This window comes from Reyranella sp. CPCC 100927 (assembly GCF_007859315.1).
Taxonomy (GTDB): Bacteria; Pseudomonadota; Alphaproteobacteria; order Reyranellales; family Reyranellaceae; genus Vineibacter.
The window spans coordinates 678,492-694,080 of the sequence record NZ_VOHA01000002.1 but is presented as its reverse complement, the minus strand read 5'-3'; the positions used below and the strand labels follow the sequence as shown (position 1 = coordinate 694,080).

Annotated in this window: 14 protein-coding genes; 8 read left to right on the top strand and 6 right to left on the bottom strand. The window is 68.2% G+C overall.

Annotation, left to right across the window (positions count from 1 at the left end):
- The first annotated feature begins 144 nt into the window (after window positions 1–144).
- The 5 genes from FQU96_RS09300 to FQU96_RS09280 all read left to right on the top strand — a co-directional run bounded on the left by FQU96_RS09300 (window position 145) and on the right by FQU96_RS09280 (window position 6,015).
- Window positions 145–1,212 carry an ABC transporter ATP-binding protein gene (locus FQU96_RS09300; protein WP_146540576.1) on the top strand — a complete coding sequence of 356 codons (1,068 nt, stop codon included), beginning with the start codon at window positions 145–147 and terminating at the stop codon, window positions 1,210–1,212.
- 145 nt (window positions 1,213–1,357) lie between these two features.
- A complete protein-coding gene (locus FQU96_RS09295) occupies window positions 1,358–2,032 on the top strand; it encodes an AroM family protein (RefSeq protein ID WP_146540575.1) in 675 nt (224 codons plus the stop codon).
- Window positions 2,032–3,111 carry a DUF917 domain-containing protein gene (locus FQU96_RS09290; protein WP_146540574.1) on the top strand — a complete coding sequence of 360 codons (1,080 nt, stop codon included), beginning with the start codon at window positions 2,032–2,034 and terminating at the stop codon, window positions 3,109–3,111. Before FQU96_RS09295 ends, FQU96_RS09290 begins: the two co-directional genes overlap by 1 nt.
- Window positions 3,112–3,257: 146 nt before the next feature.
- A complete protein-coding gene (locus FQU96_RS09285; RefSeq protein WP_146540573.1) occupies window positions 3,258–4,331 on the top strand; it encodes a DUF917 domain-containing protein in 1,074 nt (357 codons plus the stop codon).
- Between the two features lie 142 nt (window positions 4,332–4,473).
- Window positions 4,474–6,015: a hydantoinase/oxoprolinase N-terminal domain-containing protein gene (locus FQU96_RS09280; RefSeq protein WP_146540572.1), complete on the top strand. Its 1,542-nt coding sequence runs from the start codon at window positions 4,474–4,476 to the stop codon at window positions 6,013–6,015.
- Between the two features lie 139 nt (window positions 6,016–6,154).
- Here FQU96_RS09280 and FQU96_RS09275 read toward each other — a convergent pair whose 3' ends face one another.
- Both FQU96_RS09275 and FQU96_RS09270 read right to left on the bottom strand, forming a co-directional pair.
- Window positions 6,155–6,766 (bottom strand): pyridoxamine 5'-phosphate oxidase family protein, encoded by a 612-nt coding sequence (locus FQU96_RS09275; protein WP_146540571.1) that lies wholly within the window; start codon window positions 6,764–6,766, stop codon window positions 6,155–6,157.
- Window positions 6,767–6,881: 115 nt separating this feature from the next.
- Complete coding sequence (locus FQU96_RS09270) at window positions 6,882–8,051, bottom strand: amidohydrolase family protein (protein ID WP_146540570.1); 1,170 nt, start codon at window positions 8,049–8,051, stop codon at window positions 6,882–6,884.
- Between the two features lie 209 nt (window positions 8,052–8,260).
- Between FQU96_RS09270 and FQU96_RS09265 the strand changes: the two genes are divergently transcribed.
- Both FQU96_RS09265 and FQU96_RS09260 read left to right on the top strand, forming a co-directional pair.
- A complete protein-coding gene (locus FQU96_RS09265) occupies window positions 8,261–9,307 on the top strand; it encodes an isopenicillin N synthase family oxygenase (protein WP_146540569.1) in 1,047 nt (348 codons plus the stop codon).
- Between the two features lie 110 nt (window positions 9,308–9,417).
- Window positions 9,418–9,846: a thioesterase family protein gene (locus FQU96_RS09260; RefSeq protein ID WP_178130403.1), complete on the top strand. Its 429-nt coding sequence runs from the start codon at window positions 9,418–9,420 to the stop codon at window positions 9,844–9,846.
- Between the two features lie 154 nt (window positions 9,847–10,000).
- On the opposite strand, the gene FQU96_RS09255 is transcribed toward FQU96_RS09260, so the two are convergent.
- The 4 genes from FQU96_RS09255 to FQU96_RS09240 form a co-directional block, all read right to left on the bottom strand.
- Entirely contained in the window at window positions 10,001–11,008 is a 1,008-nt protein-coding gene (locus FQU96_RS09255) for an NAD(P)-dependent oxidoreductase (protein WP_146540567.1), read from the bottom strand.
- A gap of 198 nt (window positions 11,009–11,206) precedes the next feature.
- The gene (locus tag FQU96_RS09250) at window positions 11,207–12,097 is read right to left on the bottom strand and encodes a TauD/TfdA family dioxygenase (RefSeq protein ID WP_146540566.1); all 891 of its coding nucleotides are present in this window, start codon (window positions 12,095–12,097) and stop codon (window positions 11,207–11,209) included.
- Window positions 12,098–12,211: 114 nt separating this feature from the next.
- Complete coding sequence (locus FQU96_RS09245; protein ID WP_146540565.1) at window positions 12,212–13,036, bottom strand: hypothetical protein; 825 nt, start codon at window positions 13,034–13,036, stop codon at window positions 12,212–12,214.
- 126 nt (window positions 13,037–13,162) lie between these two features.
- Window positions 13,163–14,557 carry an amidase gene (locus tag FQU96_RS09240; protein ID WP_146540564.1) on the bottom strand — a complete coding sequence of 465 codons (1,395 nt, stop codon included), beginning with the start codon at window positions 14,555–14,557 and terminating at the stop codon, window positions 13,163–13,165.
- A gap of 171 nt (window positions 14,558–14,728) precedes the next feature.
- On the opposite strand from FQU96_RS09240, the gene FQU96_RS09235 reads away from it, so the two are divergent.
- On the top strand, window positions 14,729–15,514 hold the full coding sequence (locus FQU96_RS09235) for a class II aldolase/adducin family protein (protein ID WP_146540563.1): 786 nt from the start codon (window positions 14,729–14,731) through the stop codon (window positions 15,512–15,514).
- Window positions 15,515–15,589: the final 75 nt, after the last annotated feature.

Genomic DNA, 15,589 nt, shown 5'->3' with positions numbered 1-15,589 from the left:
TCAACTACCTTCCCCCGCCACGCGGGGGAAGGTGGCGCGAAGCGCCGGATGGGGGTGCCTATCAACGGGCGCGGTGTGTGGGAGCCACCCCCCATCCGCCCTTCGGGCACCTTCCCCCGCGAGCGGGGGAAGGTAGGGGCACGCATGACAGATCTTTCGCTTCCAGCCTCCGCCGACATCCGGCTCGAGGGCGTCAGCAAGAGCTTCGACGGCAAGGTCAAGGCCGTCGACGATGTGTCGCTCGCCATTGCGCCCGGCGAGTTCTTCTCGCTGCTGGGGCCGTCGGGTTGCGGCAAGACCACCAGCCTGCGCATGATCGCGGGCTTCGAGGTGCCCGATGCCGGGCGCATCCGTGTCGGCGGCGCCGACATCACCGACGTGCCGGTGCACAAGCGCGACATGGGCATGGTGTTTCAGTCCTATGCGCTCTTCCCGCACCGCACGGTGGCCGAGAACGTCGCCTTCGGCTTGCGCATGCGCGGCCTGCCGCGCGAGGAGATCCAGCGCCGCGTGACGGCGGCGTTGAAGCAGGTGGCGCTGGATGGCTACGAGGACCGCCGCCCGGGCCAGCTCTCCGGCGGCCAGCAGCAGCGCGTGGCGCTGGCGCGCGCCATCGTCATCCGCCCGCCGGTGCTGCTGTGCGACGAGCCGCTGGGCGCGCTTGACCGCAAGCTGCGCCAGTCCATGCAGTTCGAGCTCAAGCAGCTGCAGAAGGAGCTGGGCGTCACCTTGGTGTTCGTGACGCACGACCAGGAGGAAGCGCTGGCGATGTCCGACCGCATCGCCGTGATGAACGCCGGCCGCGTCGAGCAGGTCGGCGCGCCGGCCGAGATCTACGACCGCCCGCGCACGCGCTTCGTCGCCGACTTCATCGGCGAGATCAATCTGTTCGACGGCACGTGGGACGGTGGCCGCTTCGTCGGTCGCGATGGCCGCGCGCTGCCGGCCACCATGAATGGCGCCGGACCGGGCGCCGGCGCGGTGGCGGTGCGGCCAGAGAAGGCGCGCATCGTGACGCCGGCGGAGGGCGCCATCGCCGGCCGCATCGAAAGCGCGAACTTCCTGGGCGGCCAGGTGCTCTACCGCATCGCCGCCACCGGCGACCGCCACGTGCTGGCCAAGGAGACCAACATCGGTGCCGCCGTGCGCCCGGTCGGCGCCGAGGTCGGCCTGCTGTGGACCGAAGCCGACGCCGTCGTGCTGGAGGGGTGATGATGACGCACGGTAACTACCTTCCCCCGCTTGCGGGGAAAGGTGCCCGAAGGGCGGATGGGGGGTGGTTCCACACACTCCGTCTGCTGAGAGGCACCCCCATCCGGCGCTACGCGCCACCTTCCCCCGCAAGCGGGGGAAGGTAATGGCACCCCGCACTCTCGGCATTGCCGTGATCGGCCAGGCGCCGCGGCCTGATATCGCGGCGCTGTTCGCGGCGCAGGCGCCCGACGGCACGCGCGTCGTGATGCGCGGTTGCCTCGATGGCCTCGCCGACACCGAGATCGACGCGCTGCCACCCGTCGATGGCGCCGATACGCTCTACACGCGGCTGCCCAGCGGTCGCGATACGAAGATCTCCAAGCGGGCTGTGATCGCACGGGCACCGGAGACTCTCGCCAAGCTACGCGCCGATGGCGCCGACGCGCTGGTGTTCAACTGCACCGGCGCCTTCCCGCCCATGGCGGGCGACGCCGGCGTGCTCTTTCCGTCTCGTGTGCTGGCCGGTCTTGCTGCGGGCCTGTTGCCCCAGGGAAAGCTGGCGTTGCTGGTGCCGCTGCCCGAGCAGGCCGCCAAGCTGAAGAGCAAGTGGGAACGGCCGGGTGTCGACATCATCGCCGAGGCGCTGGTGCCCAGCGGCGATGAGGCCGTGGCCGAAGCGGCGGCGCTGCGGCTGAAGGAACAGCGGCCCGATCTCGTGGCCATGGATTGCATGAGCTACACGCCGCAGACCAAGGCGGTCGTGAAGCGCGTGCTGGGTGTGCCGACCCTGCTGGCGATCACTGCCACCGGTCGGGTGTTGAGGGAGTTGCTGGACTGATGGCTTTGCGTGACATCACGGCCGACGACATCGAGTCGCTGGCGGTCGGCGCCTGGGTGCTGGGCACCGGCGGTGGCGGCAGCCCGTATCTCGGGCTCCTGAACATGCGCCAGCTCTACAAGGAGGGCCATCGCGCCCAGTTGATGCCGGCGGACGACCTCGCCGACGACGACTGGGTGGCTGCCGTCTCCAATATGGGCGCGCCGCTGGTCGGCCAGGAGCGCCTGACCGACAGCCGCACGATCGCGCGTGCCGTGGCTCTGATGGAGGAGCACACCGGCATTCGCTTCCGCGGTATCATGGCGCTGGAGATTGGCGGCGGGAACGGCATTCAGCCGCTGATGGCGGCGGTACACCTCAAGCGGCCGGTGATCGACTCCGACATGATGGGCCGCGCCTATCCCGAGGCGCAGATGACGAGCGTCGCGGTCGGCGACCTGCAGCCCTGGCCGCTGGCCACCGTCGACGTGCGCGGCCTGGAGTCGGTGGTGCAGAAAGTGCCGACCTGGAAGTGGATGGAGCGGGTGAGCCGCAAGATCTGCGTCGAGTACGGCTCCATCGCCTCGACCTGCAAGGCGCCGCGCACCGGTGCCGAGGTGAAGCAGTGGGGCATCCATGGCACCACCACCAAGGCGATTGCCATCGGCCATGCCGTGCGCGCGGCGCAGCGCAGGCACGAGGATCCCATCGCGGCGATTCTCTCGGTCGAGCAGGGCTTGGTGCTGTACCGCGGCAAGGTGGTCGACGTCGAACGGCGCGCCACCGAGGGCTTCCTGCGCGGCCGCACGCGCTTCGAGGGCATGGACGACTGGCGCGGCAGCACCATGGAGATCGCCTTCCAGAACGAGTGGATCGTGGCCTGGCACGACGGTGCGCCGGTCGCGATGTCGCCCGAGCTAATCTGCGTGCTCGACACCGTGTCGGGCGAGGCGGTCGGCACCGAAACCATCCGCTACGGCCAGCGCGTCACGGTGATCGTGCTGCCGCCGCCCCAGGTGTTCCTCAGCGAGAAGGGCCTGAGCCACGTCGGCCCGCGCGCCTTCGGCTACGACATCGACTTCAGGAGCGTGTTCGGGTGATGAGCTTCGCATCACGCTCTCGTCTTTCCCCCTCCCCCCTTGTGGGGGAGGGCTGGGGAGGGGGGCTTTCCACACGAGGCGTCGCGCATGGGGCACCCCCCTCCCTAACCCTCCCCCACAAGGGGGGAGGGGACATGATTTGAGCTATGCGCGACATCACCCTCGACGACATCGAGTCGCTGGCCGTCGGTGCCTGGATTCTGGGCACGGGCGGTGGCGGCAATCCCTATCTGTCGCTGCTCAACATGCGCCAGCTCTATCGCGACGGCCACCGTGTGCAGCTGATGCCGGCGAGTGACCTGGCCGATGACGACCAGGTCGCCGTCGTGGCCGGCGTGGGCGCGCCGCTGGTCGGCCTGGAGCGCCTGACCGACAGCCGCACCATCGCGCGCGCCGTCGAGGTGATGGAAGCGCATATCGGGCATCGCTTCGCGGCCATCATGGGTGTCGAGATCGGCGGCGGCAACGGCGTGCGGCCGCTGATGGCGGCGGCGCTGCTGGGGCGGCCTGTCATCGACGCCGACACCATGGGCCGCGCCTATCCCGAGGCGCAGATGACCAGCGTCGCGATCGGCGACCTGCGGCCCTGGCCGCTGGCCGCCGTCGATGTGCGCGGCCTGGAGGCCATCGTCGACAGGGTGCCGAACTGGACCTGGATGGAGCGCATCGCGCGCAAGATCTGTGTCGAGTACGGCTCGGTCGCCGCCACCTGCCAGGCGCCGCGCAGCGGTGCCGAGGTGAAGCAGTGGGCCATCCACGGTACCACCACCAAGGCGATCGCCATCGGCCGTGCCGTGCGCGCGGCGCAACGCACGCACGACGACCCGATCGCCGCCATTCTCTCGGTCGAGCCCGGCAAGCTGCTCTACAAGGGCAAGGTGGTCGATGTCGAACGGCGCACCACCGAAGGCTATCTGCGCGGCCGCGTGCACTTCGACGGCGTCGATGACTGGCGCAGCTCGGCGATGGAGATCAGCTTCCAGAACGAGTGGATCGTGGCCTGGCGCGATCAGGAACCCATCGCCATGACACCTGACCTGATCTGCGTGCTCGACAGCGTCTCGGGCGAAGCGGTCGGCACCGACACCATCCGCTATGGCCAGCGCGTCACGGTGATCGCCCTGCCGCCGCCGGATGTGTTTCTCAGCGAGAAGGGCCTGCGCCACGTCGGCCCGCGCGCCTTCGGCTACGACATCGACTTCAGGAGCGTGTTCGCATGATGAGACTCTCACCTCACCCTGAGGAGCACCGCGCAGCGGTGCGTCTCGAAGGGTGGGGATCGTACGGTGTCTGTTGCCCATCCTTCGAGACGGCCGCTGCGCAGCCTCCTCAGGATGAGGCCGTGGTTATAGGGATAAAGCGATGAGACGGATCGGGATCGATGTCGGCGGCACCAACACGGATGCGGTGCTGATCGAGGAGGGCAAGGTCGTGCGGGCCGTGAAGGCACCGACCAGCGAGGACGTGACCACCGGCATCCTGGAAGCGCTCACCGCGCTGGGCCGCACCGGCGTGGTGCAGGCCAAGCGCATCGACGGCGTGATGATCGGCACCACGCACTTCATCAACGCCGTGGTGCAGCGCCGTCACCTGACCAAGGTCGCGGCCTTGCGGCTGGGCATGCCGGCCAGCGCCTCGCTGCCGCCGTTCTGCGACTGGCCCGACGATCTCGCCGAGATCGTGCGCGGCGGCGTCTGGATGGTCGAAGGCGGTCATGAGTACGACGGCCGGCCGTTCATGCCGCTGGATGTGGCTGCGATCGAGGCCGCGGCGCGCGCGATGAAGGCCAAGAGCCTGCATGCGGTGGCGATCTCGGCCAGCTTCTCGCCGCTCGACTCCTCGCACGAGCAGCAGGCTGCCGCCATCGTGGCGCGCGAACTGCCCGGCGCGGCGATCACCTGCTCGTCCGATCTCGGCCGCATCGGTCTGCTGGAGCGCGAGAACGCCGGCCTGCTGAACGCGGCGCTGGCCGACCTGGCGCGGGACACTATCGCCGCTTTCCAGAAGGCGATCGTCGACAGCGGCATCGACGCGCCGCTGTTCATCACCCAGAACGACGGCACGGTGGTCGAGGCGGCGCAGGCCGGCCGCCTGCCGGTCTACAGCTTCGCCTCGGGCGCCACCAACTCCATGCGCGGCGGTGCCTATCTGTCGGGCCTGCAGGACGCCATGGTGGTCGATGTCGGCGGCACCACGACCGATGTCGGCCAGCTGCGCCACGGTTTCCCGCGCGAGGCCAACGCCGTGGTCAAGGTCGGCGGCGTGCGCACGCTGTTCCGCATGCCCGACCTGATGTCGATCGGCCTGGGCGGCGGCAGCCACGTGTCGCTCGATCCGCTGTCGGTCGGCCCGCTGTCGGTGGGCTATCGCCTGCTGAAGGAGGGCATCGCCTTCGGCGGCCGGCAGCTCACCACCACCGACATCGCCGTCGCCAGCGGCAGGCTGGAACTGGGTGATCGTGCCAAGGTGAAGCACCTCGATGCGGCGACCTGCGCGCGGGTCTTTGCCGAGGCGCGGCGCATGGTCGAGGAGACCGTCGATCGCATGAAGACCGAAGCCGGCAACGTGCCCCTGGTGGCGGTCGGCGGTGGTGCCTTCCTGGTGCCCGATCAGCTCGAGGGCGTATCGGAGGTCGTGCGCGTGCCGCACGGCGATTGCGCTAACGCCGTGGGCGCCGCCATCGCACAGGTCTCGGGCGAGTGCGACCAGATCTTCCGCGACCTGGCGCGTGTCGACGCCATCGCCAAGGCGCGCGAGATCGCCGCTGACCGCGCCGCCGCCGCCGGCGCCGATCGCGCCACGCTCACGACCATCGAAAGCGAGGACATGCCGCTGGCCTACCTGCCCGGCAACGCGCTGCGCGTGCGCATCCGCGTCGTCGGCGACGTCGCCGCGGTGGCTTAGAAGAGAAGAATTCACCACAGAGACACAGAGCGCACAGAGGTCACAGAGAAGAGAGGAGATACGCGCCTTCGGCGCGCGGGCATCGGTCTCTCGGTGATCTCTGTGTCCTCTGTGCCTCTGTGGTGTGTCTTCTCTCGAGTCACCACATCGTCTGCTTGGCGCGTTCGGGCCAGGCGCGGTCGTAGTCGTCGCCGCCGACGCGGTTCTGGCTGAGCGCCGCCAGGATCTGGCCGGCGCTGGGCAGGCTCTTGGGATCGACATGGCGCGCCGGGTTCCAGAGCTCCGAGCGCACCAGGGCACGGGCGCACTGGAAATAGATCGTATCGACCGTCATCACCATCACCGAGCGCGGCGCCTTGTCATCGACGGCGAACGAGGCCAGCAGTTCGGGATCGACGCTGAGCTGCGCGCGGCCGTTGACGCGCAGGGTGTTGCCGACGCCGGGGATCATGAACAGCAAGGCCACCCGTGGATCGCGCACGATGTTGCGCAGCGAGTCGATGCGGTTGTTGCCGCGGCGGTCGGGCAGCATCAGGGTCTTCTTGTCGTGCACGCGCACGAAGCCGGCGAGGTCGCCGCGCGGCGAACAGTCCAGGCCCTCGGGTCCGCTGGTGGCCAGCGCCACGAACGGTGCCGCGTCGATGTAGGCGCGGTAGTGCGGCGTGATCCAGTCGACTTCCTTGACGGTCGAGGCGTCGTTGGGGGTGCCGTAGAGCGCTTCCAGTTGATCGACGCTGGTGATGATCGACATCGGCGGCACCCGCAGTGGTTCAAGGCCGCGCCGATGTATCGGAGTCCACGGTTGGAGACAAGATAGACAGGTGCTGCGCGTGTTTCCCGGCCCCGGGGCATCGGGCGGGAAACAGCTACAGCCGATACGCCGCCCGCACGTTGTCGCCGAGCAGACCGGCGCGCGCTGCGGTGGGCATTGTTCCGGCCATGGCTTCCAGCGCCGCCAGGTAATCGCCGGTGTGGTCGGGGTGCGGGTAGTCGCTGGCCCAGAAGAAGCGGTCGGCGCCATAGAGCGCCGCCATCGCCGGTACCGTGCGCTCGTCAGGATCGCCCGAGATCCAGCATTGGCGACGGAAATAGTCGCTGGGCTTGTGCTTCAGCGGCGCACGGCCGCCCAGGAAGGTCGCCTCGACGACGCCATCGAGGCGATCGAGCCAGTAGCCGATCCAGCCGGCGCCGGACTCGAGAATCACCAGCTTCAGGGTCGGGAAGCGATCGAACGTCGCGAAATCGAAGAACGTGGTGAAGGCATGCCGCACGCCGTCGCCGGCGCGCGCCGCCGACAGTAGCGGCAGGCGATGGCCGTTCTCGAAGCGCATCGAGCGCAGGGCAAAGGGCTCGAAGCTGGGATGCAGCGCGATCGGCACGTCGAGCTCTACCGCCTTGGCATAGACCGGGTCGTGGGCGGGATCGCCGTGCGCCTTGCGTGCGAGCGTGAAGGGCACGACGAAGGCGCCACGGCAACCGTCCTTGACGGCGCGCTCGAGTTCGGTCGCGGCCGCGACCGGATCGCCCAGCGACAGGTGTGCGATCGGCACCAGGCGGCCGCCGCTGTCGCGGCAGAAGTCGGCGATCCAGCGGTTATAGGCGCGGCAGTAGGCCTGCGAGAGATCGACGTCCTCCAACTCGGCCTCCCACAGGATGCCCAGCGTGGGATAGAGCACCGCCGCGTCGAGGCCTTCGGCGTCGAGCAGCTTCAGGCGCTGGTCGGCATCGCAGGCGCCGAACGGCATGTTGGCGGCATAGGTCTTGTCGGGATGCGGCGTGAACGCCTCGAGCTCCTTCTGGCCCATGCGGCCCAAGGTTGCCGGATAGCCTTTGCGCGTCATCTTCGACGGCTTGCCGTCGATCTCCAGGTACTCCAGCCCGTCGGCATCGCGGCGCAGGCGCATCGCACGCTCGCGGTAGCGGCCTTCGATATAGGCATCCCACAGGTCGGGCGCTTCCAGCACATGCCCATCGGCATCGATGCCGCCGCTGAACTTCAGCCGATGCACGCTCGACAGATCGAACACAGGCTGCATGGCGTTTCTCCCATCGTTATTGGCCGTGAGAGTACGCCGGCGACCTATTCGCCGGCAGCATGGCTGATTTCCTGGGAGCGCGGGCGTCCCGCCCGCATCAAGGCGAAAGCCTTGCTTTCGCCTGTCATGGGCGGGCGGGACGCCCGCGCTCCCAGGAAGACAGAATGGAACGTTAGGCGGTAGACTGCCCGCAACCGAGGGAGGCCGCCGTGCATCTCTTCCAGCAGCATGCCGTCCACGATGTCGCCGACGTCGCGGCCCGAATCCCGATCATCGATTTCGGCGGATACTTCGCGGGCGATCCGGGTGCGCTGACGCCGTTGGCGCAGCAGGTCAAGCTCGCTTGCGAGAATGTCGGGTTCTTCTACATCGCCGGCCATGGCGTGGCGCCTGATATCGTCGCGCGCGCCTTCGCCGCGTCCCGACGCTTTCATGCGCTGCCGCTGGCCGACAAGCTGGCGCTCAAGCTCAACGAGAACAATATCGGCTACCTGCCCATGAATGCCTCGGTGCAGGGCGCCTCGACGGTGCACAAGGCGACCAAGCCGAACCAGAACGAGAGCTTCTTCATCAGCCATGATCGCGGGCTGGACCATCGCGACGTGCGTGCCGGCCTGCCGCTGCGCGGGCGCAACCAGTGGCCGCCGGGTCTGCCCGACATCCGGGCCGACATGACCGGCTACTTCGAGACCCTGAGGTCGCTGGGCGAGCGCATGCTGCCGGTGTTCGCGACGTCGCTGGGCCTGCCGGCCGACTGGTTCGCGCCGCACTTCGCCGACGAGGCGCACATCAACCTGCGCTTCCTGCACTACCCGCCGCAGGAGACCGACGAAGACAACGTCTTCGGCCAGGCGCCGCACACTGACAACAGCTTCCTGACCATCCTCGCGCGCGAGGACGTGCCGGGGCTGGCGGTACGTTTGCCGTCAGGCGAGTGGTTCCCGCCGCCGGTGATCGACGGCACGTTCCTGGTCAATCTCGGCAACATGATGCGGCGCTGGTCCAACGACCGCTATCTCTCAACGCCGCATGGCGTGCTCAACGATTCGGGCAAGGACCGCTATTCAATCGCCTTCTTCTACAGCCCCAACGTGGCGACCACGATCGACGTGCTGCCGACCTGCTGCAGCGCCGACGATCCAGCGAAATATCCACCCGCCGTCTATCGCGACCTGGTGCTGGAGTTCTACCGCAAGAACTATTTCCACCAGAAAGGTCACGCGTCGGATGCCGCCAAGCGGCACGCCGCGGCGTAACGGTCATCCCGAGCGCAGCGAGGGATCTCGTGCGAGCGGAGACTCTGTCCGCAGGAGATCCCTCGCTGCGCTCGGGATGACGGGTGGACAACGCAAACAGGAGACCGCTCTTGTCGCGCAATGTGAGACTCCAGGACCGGCGCATCTACCCGCACTGGTCGCGCGATACCGTGCGCTTCTCCGACCAGGACGCGGCCGGCCACGTCAACAACGTTGCGATCTGCGCCTACTTCGAAACCGGGCGGCTCACTTTCATCCGCGACGCGGGGCTGATGAACCACACGCCGCCGATGCGCTCGATCTCGGCCGGCCTCGACGTGAGTTTCCTGCGCGAGTCGCACTGGCCGGGCGACGTCGAGATCGGCTGTGGCGTGCTGGCCATCGGCACGTCGTCGATCCGGCTGGGCGCCGGCGTCTTCAAGGACGGCGCCTGCATCGCGACCGCCGAGATGACCATCGTGCGCCTCAACGGCAAGACGCCGCATCCGCTGGACGACGCCACCCGCTATAAGCTGCAGGCGCTCCTGCTGCGTGACTGACCTATCCTCTCCCGCGAGCGGGAGAGGAAGGGGCCCATCGCGCGTAAGCGCGATGGGAAGGTGAGGGGTCACAGACGAGGTGCCGAGTCCGTAGGCCCTCACCCGCCAGGCGCTGCGCCCGTCGACCTCTCCCGCTCACGGGAGAGGTGAAGAGTTAACCCCGCAACCGCGCCAGCCGTGTCGCCTGGTCGGCGTTGACGGCGCCGTCGGGCACGTCGCCGCGCACGATGATGGCGCACTGCCGCACGGCCTCCAGCGCCTGGTGCTCGATGGCCTGTGGCGTCAGCCCGCCGATATGCGGCGTGGCGATCACATCGGTCCGCCGCGCCAGGTGCGGCGAGGGCATCTGGTCGGGCGCGCGGCCGACGTCCATCGCGGCGCCGGCGATGCGGCGCGCGTCGAGCGCCCGTTCCAGCGCCTGCTCGTCGACCAGGTTGCCGCGCGAGGCATTGATCAGCCACGCCGTGGGTTTCATGCGGGCCAAGGCCGCGGCGTCGATCAGGTTCTCGGTTTCGGGCGTCGCCACCGCCAGCGGCACCACGAAGTCGGACTCTGACAGCAGATGCGCGAATTCGGTTTGCTCCAGCGGTGGCGCGACCCTCTTGTACGGATCATGGACCAGCACGCGCAGACCAAGCGCCTGGGCCACCGTGCAGAGTCGCGTGCCGATGGCGCCGTAGCCGATCACGCCCAGCGTGGCGCCCTGCAGCTGCCCGCCCATGCGGGCGCCCGGCACGGCGCCGCCGCGATAGGTGCTGGTGTAGTCGCTGATGTGGCGCGCGGCGTCGATCATGGCGCCGAGGATCCACTCGACGACCGCCGGCACGAAGCCGGGGCTGGCGCGCGTCACCAGCACGCCGTGCGCGCTGGCCGCTGCAACATCGATGTTGCGGATGTCGACGGCAACACGCTGGAAAGCCACCAGATCGGGCAGGCTCGTGAAGATCACCGCTTCGCCCGGCGTCTGGCGGTAGGAGATGATGACGTCATGGCCGGCCGCCGCCGCGACCAGTTCCGCCATCGGCAGCTCGCGCTCGACCGTATTGAGCGTAACATCGGCAAACGCGCGCAGTTCGCCCAGTGCCCGGTCGCCGAAGTAACCCGCCAGTGCCGCCGGCGGATGCGTCAGGAACACCCGCGCCCGATTTCGTGCCGTCGTCACCAGGTGACTCCCCGTCGTGCCTGCCAGTCGTCCTGGGCAGGAAGATTCACCACAGAGACACAGAGACACACAGAGACATGAAAGATAGCGCGCCGGCGGCACGCGGCAGTTCTTCTCTGTGTCACTCTGTGACCTCTGTGTCTCTGTGGTGAATCTTCCGATGCGTCACTGGCACCAGGCGGCAGAGGATGCCAGACATCAAGCCGCGCGTGGCAGCGGTGTCGGCGGGCGCATGTCGGCCAGGCCGTCGGCGTCGGTAGCGGAAATGGTGGTGCGCACCATCGAGCGTGTCTGGTTGCCGGGCCACGGGCGGCCGCGATGCATGGTGGCGCGGTTGTCCCACATCACCACGTCGCCGGCACGCCACTGGTGCAGGTAGGTGTATTCCGGCCGGGTGGCATCCTCGATCAGCCGGGCCAGCAGCGCCTTGGCCTCGTTGTCGCCCATGCCGTCGATGGCATAGGCGTGCGAAGCGACGTAGAGCGAGCGCCGGTCATTCGCCGGGTTGCGCCAGGTCATGCGCCAGCGTACCGGCGGCAGGGATGCATGCTCGGCCGCCGTCATCATGGTCGGATCGATCTGGCCGCGCGAATTGGCGTAGCTGTGGGTCACGACCCTGTCGCGCAGCGTGTCCTGCATCGCCGGCGGCAGCCGTTCCCAGGCCAGGCGCGTGGAGGTGAACTGCGTCTCGCCGCCGTCGTTGGGCAGGATGCGCGCCGAGAGCACCGATGCCAGCGCCGCCGTGGTCTTGAACGAGCTGTCGGTGTGCCACAGCTGGTTGGCGCGCGCCGTCAACGACTGGCGGTGGGTAGGCGGCACCAGCGTGCCGTCCGGCCCGATATTGGTGATGCGGGCATAGAAGGTGCCGGTGCCGACCGAGGCCACCTTGGTGAGTTCCAGCGGTCCGAAGGCGCGCGAGTAGGCGCACTGGATGTCGTCGGTGACGGTCTGGTCGCGGAACAGCAGGATCGAGTGTTCCTCGAACGCGGCGCGGACGGCGTCATAGGCGGCCGCGCTGCTGGCGACGTCGAGCAGGCTGACGCCGCGCACCTCGACCCCGAATCCGGGTCCCAGCGGAACCAGTTCCATCGGCATCCTCCCGTGACGAACCGCCTTTCAGGACACGACAATCCTAGCACCGCGTGCCTGTCGCTGCGTGCAAATCTGCCTTGCGGGCGGGTGCCGGCGGGCGCTGTCGCCGGGTCAGAAGGGCGGCAGGCGCTTGATGGCGCCGTTCGTGCTGCGCAGAAACGCCTGCTCGAGGGCGGGCTGGTCGCGCCATGGGTTGAATGCGTTCGGCTGGTCGCGCCATGTCGCCACCGTCGCGGCCAGGGGGTCACGGTCGACGAAGTGGCGGAATGCGCTCAGGATATCAGGATCGAGAACGAACGACTCATACGCCTTCGCCTTGCTGATGGGCTCGTGCTGGCGATAGGACCGGTAGAAAGACGCGCTGCCGCGATGGGCGAGGTAGACGTTCTGCATCTGCAGGGCCAGGAACTCCTCGGCGTCGTCGTAGTTGCTGACGGTCTTACGGTTCATGCCATCGTAACCCACGCGGCCGAAACGGTAGGCGTGAACCAGCTCGTGGAACAGGATGTCGTCGGCCGTCTCCCATTTGTTGTCCTTGAAATCGGCGGGGTTGAAATAGACGCGGATGCCGCCGCCGTGCTTGGCCTGCTCCGGGAACGTGTAGGCGGCACAGCCGTTGCACATGGCCTTGTCCTCGGCATCCAACGGCACGATCCAGTATTGCTGCCGCTTGTCCAACGAATCGAGGAGAAACTTTCCGACCTTGGTTCCCAGGATGAGTCTCAGCAGCCTGAGGACGTCTTCCTCGTACTTTCGTACCACCAGGTCCGGCGTCTTGTCGTTGATGGTCGCGTACAGGGGCTTAGCGGCCCGTTTCAGCCAGGCGACCATCTGCTTGTCGCCCTTGGCCGCGAACCGCCGCAGCTGCTTCTGGCGGACCAGCTCATACGTGCCTGGATGGTTGATGTGGATCGGATACGGTTCGAAGCGCTTCATGGGCCATTCCGCTGGAAGGGCCCCTCACGCTCGACACGCAGCGGCCGGACCGAAGGTCTAGGCCGCGCGCGTTCACCGATCTTGGACTATAGGGAATGCACTGTGCACCCGGTGCACGGCCGCACATCAGCCCGCATCGAGCGCCGCTTCCGCCCGTGCTGCCATCTCCAGCAGCGGCCGGTCGTGCAGCCGTGGCGCCACGATCTGCAGGCCGACCGGCAGGCCGTCACGCCCTGTGCCGCAAGGTACCGAGATCGCCGGCACCAGTGCCTGGTTGAACAGCGGCGTGAAGGCGGCATGCCCGCGCGGCGAGGCGGGCTTGCCCTCGATGGCGGGCGGATAGACCTGCTCGACCGGCCAGGACACGCAGGCCGTGGTCGGGGTCAGCAGGTAGTCGTAGTCGGTGAAGAATTCGGCCACCGTTCGCGCCACCTTGTCGGCGAGCTTGATGGCGGCGGCCACGTCCGCGCCGGTGACCGTGCGGCCATTGTCGATCATCGCCGCGATGTTGTCGCCGAACAGCCCCGGGTGGCGCTTGTGGAGATCGCCGTACATATGCACCGCGGCAGCCATGGTGATGGGCGCGAACGCCAGCTCGTTGGTGCCATCAGGCCAGGCGATATCCGCCGGCTCGATCGCCCAGCCCGCCGCGCGCAGCCGCTCGATGGCGCCATCGACGGCGGCGCGCACGTCGGGGTCGACGGCGACGTCCAGACCCAGGCGCGGACTGTAGGCGATGCGGGGCCGCGCCGGCGGCGGCCCGTCAAGCATCGCCACGGACACCGGATCGCGGCGGTCGGGGCCGGCCATCACGTCGAACATCAGCCGCACGTCGGCCACCGTACGGCCCATCGGCGCGATGACGCCGTGCAGCGGGCCATAGAAGCCGCCGAAACCGAATGGCGACGGAATGGCGCCGGCCGACGTCTTGAGGCCGACGGCGCCGACATGTGCGGCCGGCCGCCGCCCCGAGCCGCCGCCGTCGGTGCCGAGCGCGATCGGCGCAAAGCCGGCGCCCAGTGCCGCGGCGGCGCCACCGGATGACCCGCCGGGCGTCAGGGCCGGATTCATCGGATGGCGCGTGGGTCCATACACCTTGTTCTCGGTGTGGCCTTTGGCGGCGAACTCCGGTGTGTTGGTCATGCCGAGGAACACGCCGCCGGCCGCCTTCAGGCGCTCGACGGCGAGCGCATCGCGCGGCGGGATGAAATCCTTGAACACCAGCGAGCCGTTGGTCACCCGCCGTCCGGCGACCCAGGTCGTGTCCTTCACGGTAAAGGGTACGCCCAGCAGCGCGCCGTCGAACCCGTCACGGCGCTGCGCATCGATGCGGTCGGCGTCGCGCCGGGCTTCGGCGGGATCGAAGTCGACGATGGCGTTGAGCGTCGCATTGCGCGCCTCGACCCGCGCGATGGCTTGCTCCGCCACGTCGCGCGCCGTCGCCTTGCCGTGGCGGATGGCGGCGGCGATCGCGGGTGCTGGCTGGTCGAGGATTTCGGACGATCCATTTCCTTTGGGCATTGCCTCACCTCATGTTCCTGCGCGCGCACGTTAGACCCGACGATGCCTTCACACCACTGCAGCCACTGCCGCGCGGCGTTGCATGTCTGGGTGTCACCACGCGCGCGTGTCTTGCGGTGCGGCGCAATCGGCGTACGATCGCGCCCGGCATGACGGCACTGGGGGACAACAATGAACCTGCCGCTGACCGGAATCGATGTCTATGCATTGCCGCCCGACCAAGGCGAGTGGGTCCTGCGCCGGCAACTCGCGGCTGCCTACCGCCTGGTCGATCACTTCGGCTGGACGGAATTGATCTACGGCCACCTCACGGCACGCGTGCCTGGCGAGGCACTGCATTTCCTGATCAATCCCTACGGTCTGAACTATGATGAGGTTACCGCCTCGAACCTGGTGAAGATCGACGTCGACGGCAGGATCGTCGAGCCCACCAACTATCCCGTGAACCACGCCGGCTTCGTGATCCATTCGGCAATCCACATGGCCAACTCGGCGCGTCACAAGGTGGTGATGCACACGCACACGCGCGCCGGCATGGCGGTGTGCGCGCTGGAGGAAGGATTGCTGCCGATCTCGATGGTGTCGACCGGCTTCACCGGCCGCCTGTCGCATCACGATTACGAGGGGCCCAGCCTCGATCTCGACGAGCGCCAGCGCCTGCAGGCGAACCTGGGTGACAACCAGGCCATGCTGCTGCGCAATCACGGCCTGCTGGCGACCGGCCGCAGCGTGCCCGAGGCGTTCCTGCGGCTGTGGCGACTGGAGCGTGCCTGCCAGATCCAGGTCGATGCCGCGGCGGCCGGCCGATTGCGCGTGCTGGATGATGCCGTGGCGCGCAAGTCGGGCGCCGGCATCGACTCGTTCTCCGAAAAGGAATCGAAGGTGGGTATTGGCGATCTCGAGTTCGCGGCTCTGCTGCGCAAGCTCGACAAGACCGATCCGCAGTGGCGGCACTGAGAATCTGGGACAGAGGCGGAAGGCGGTCGGGGCAACGGTGTTCGTTCCTTCTGTCCTTCCACGTTTCTGTCGTCC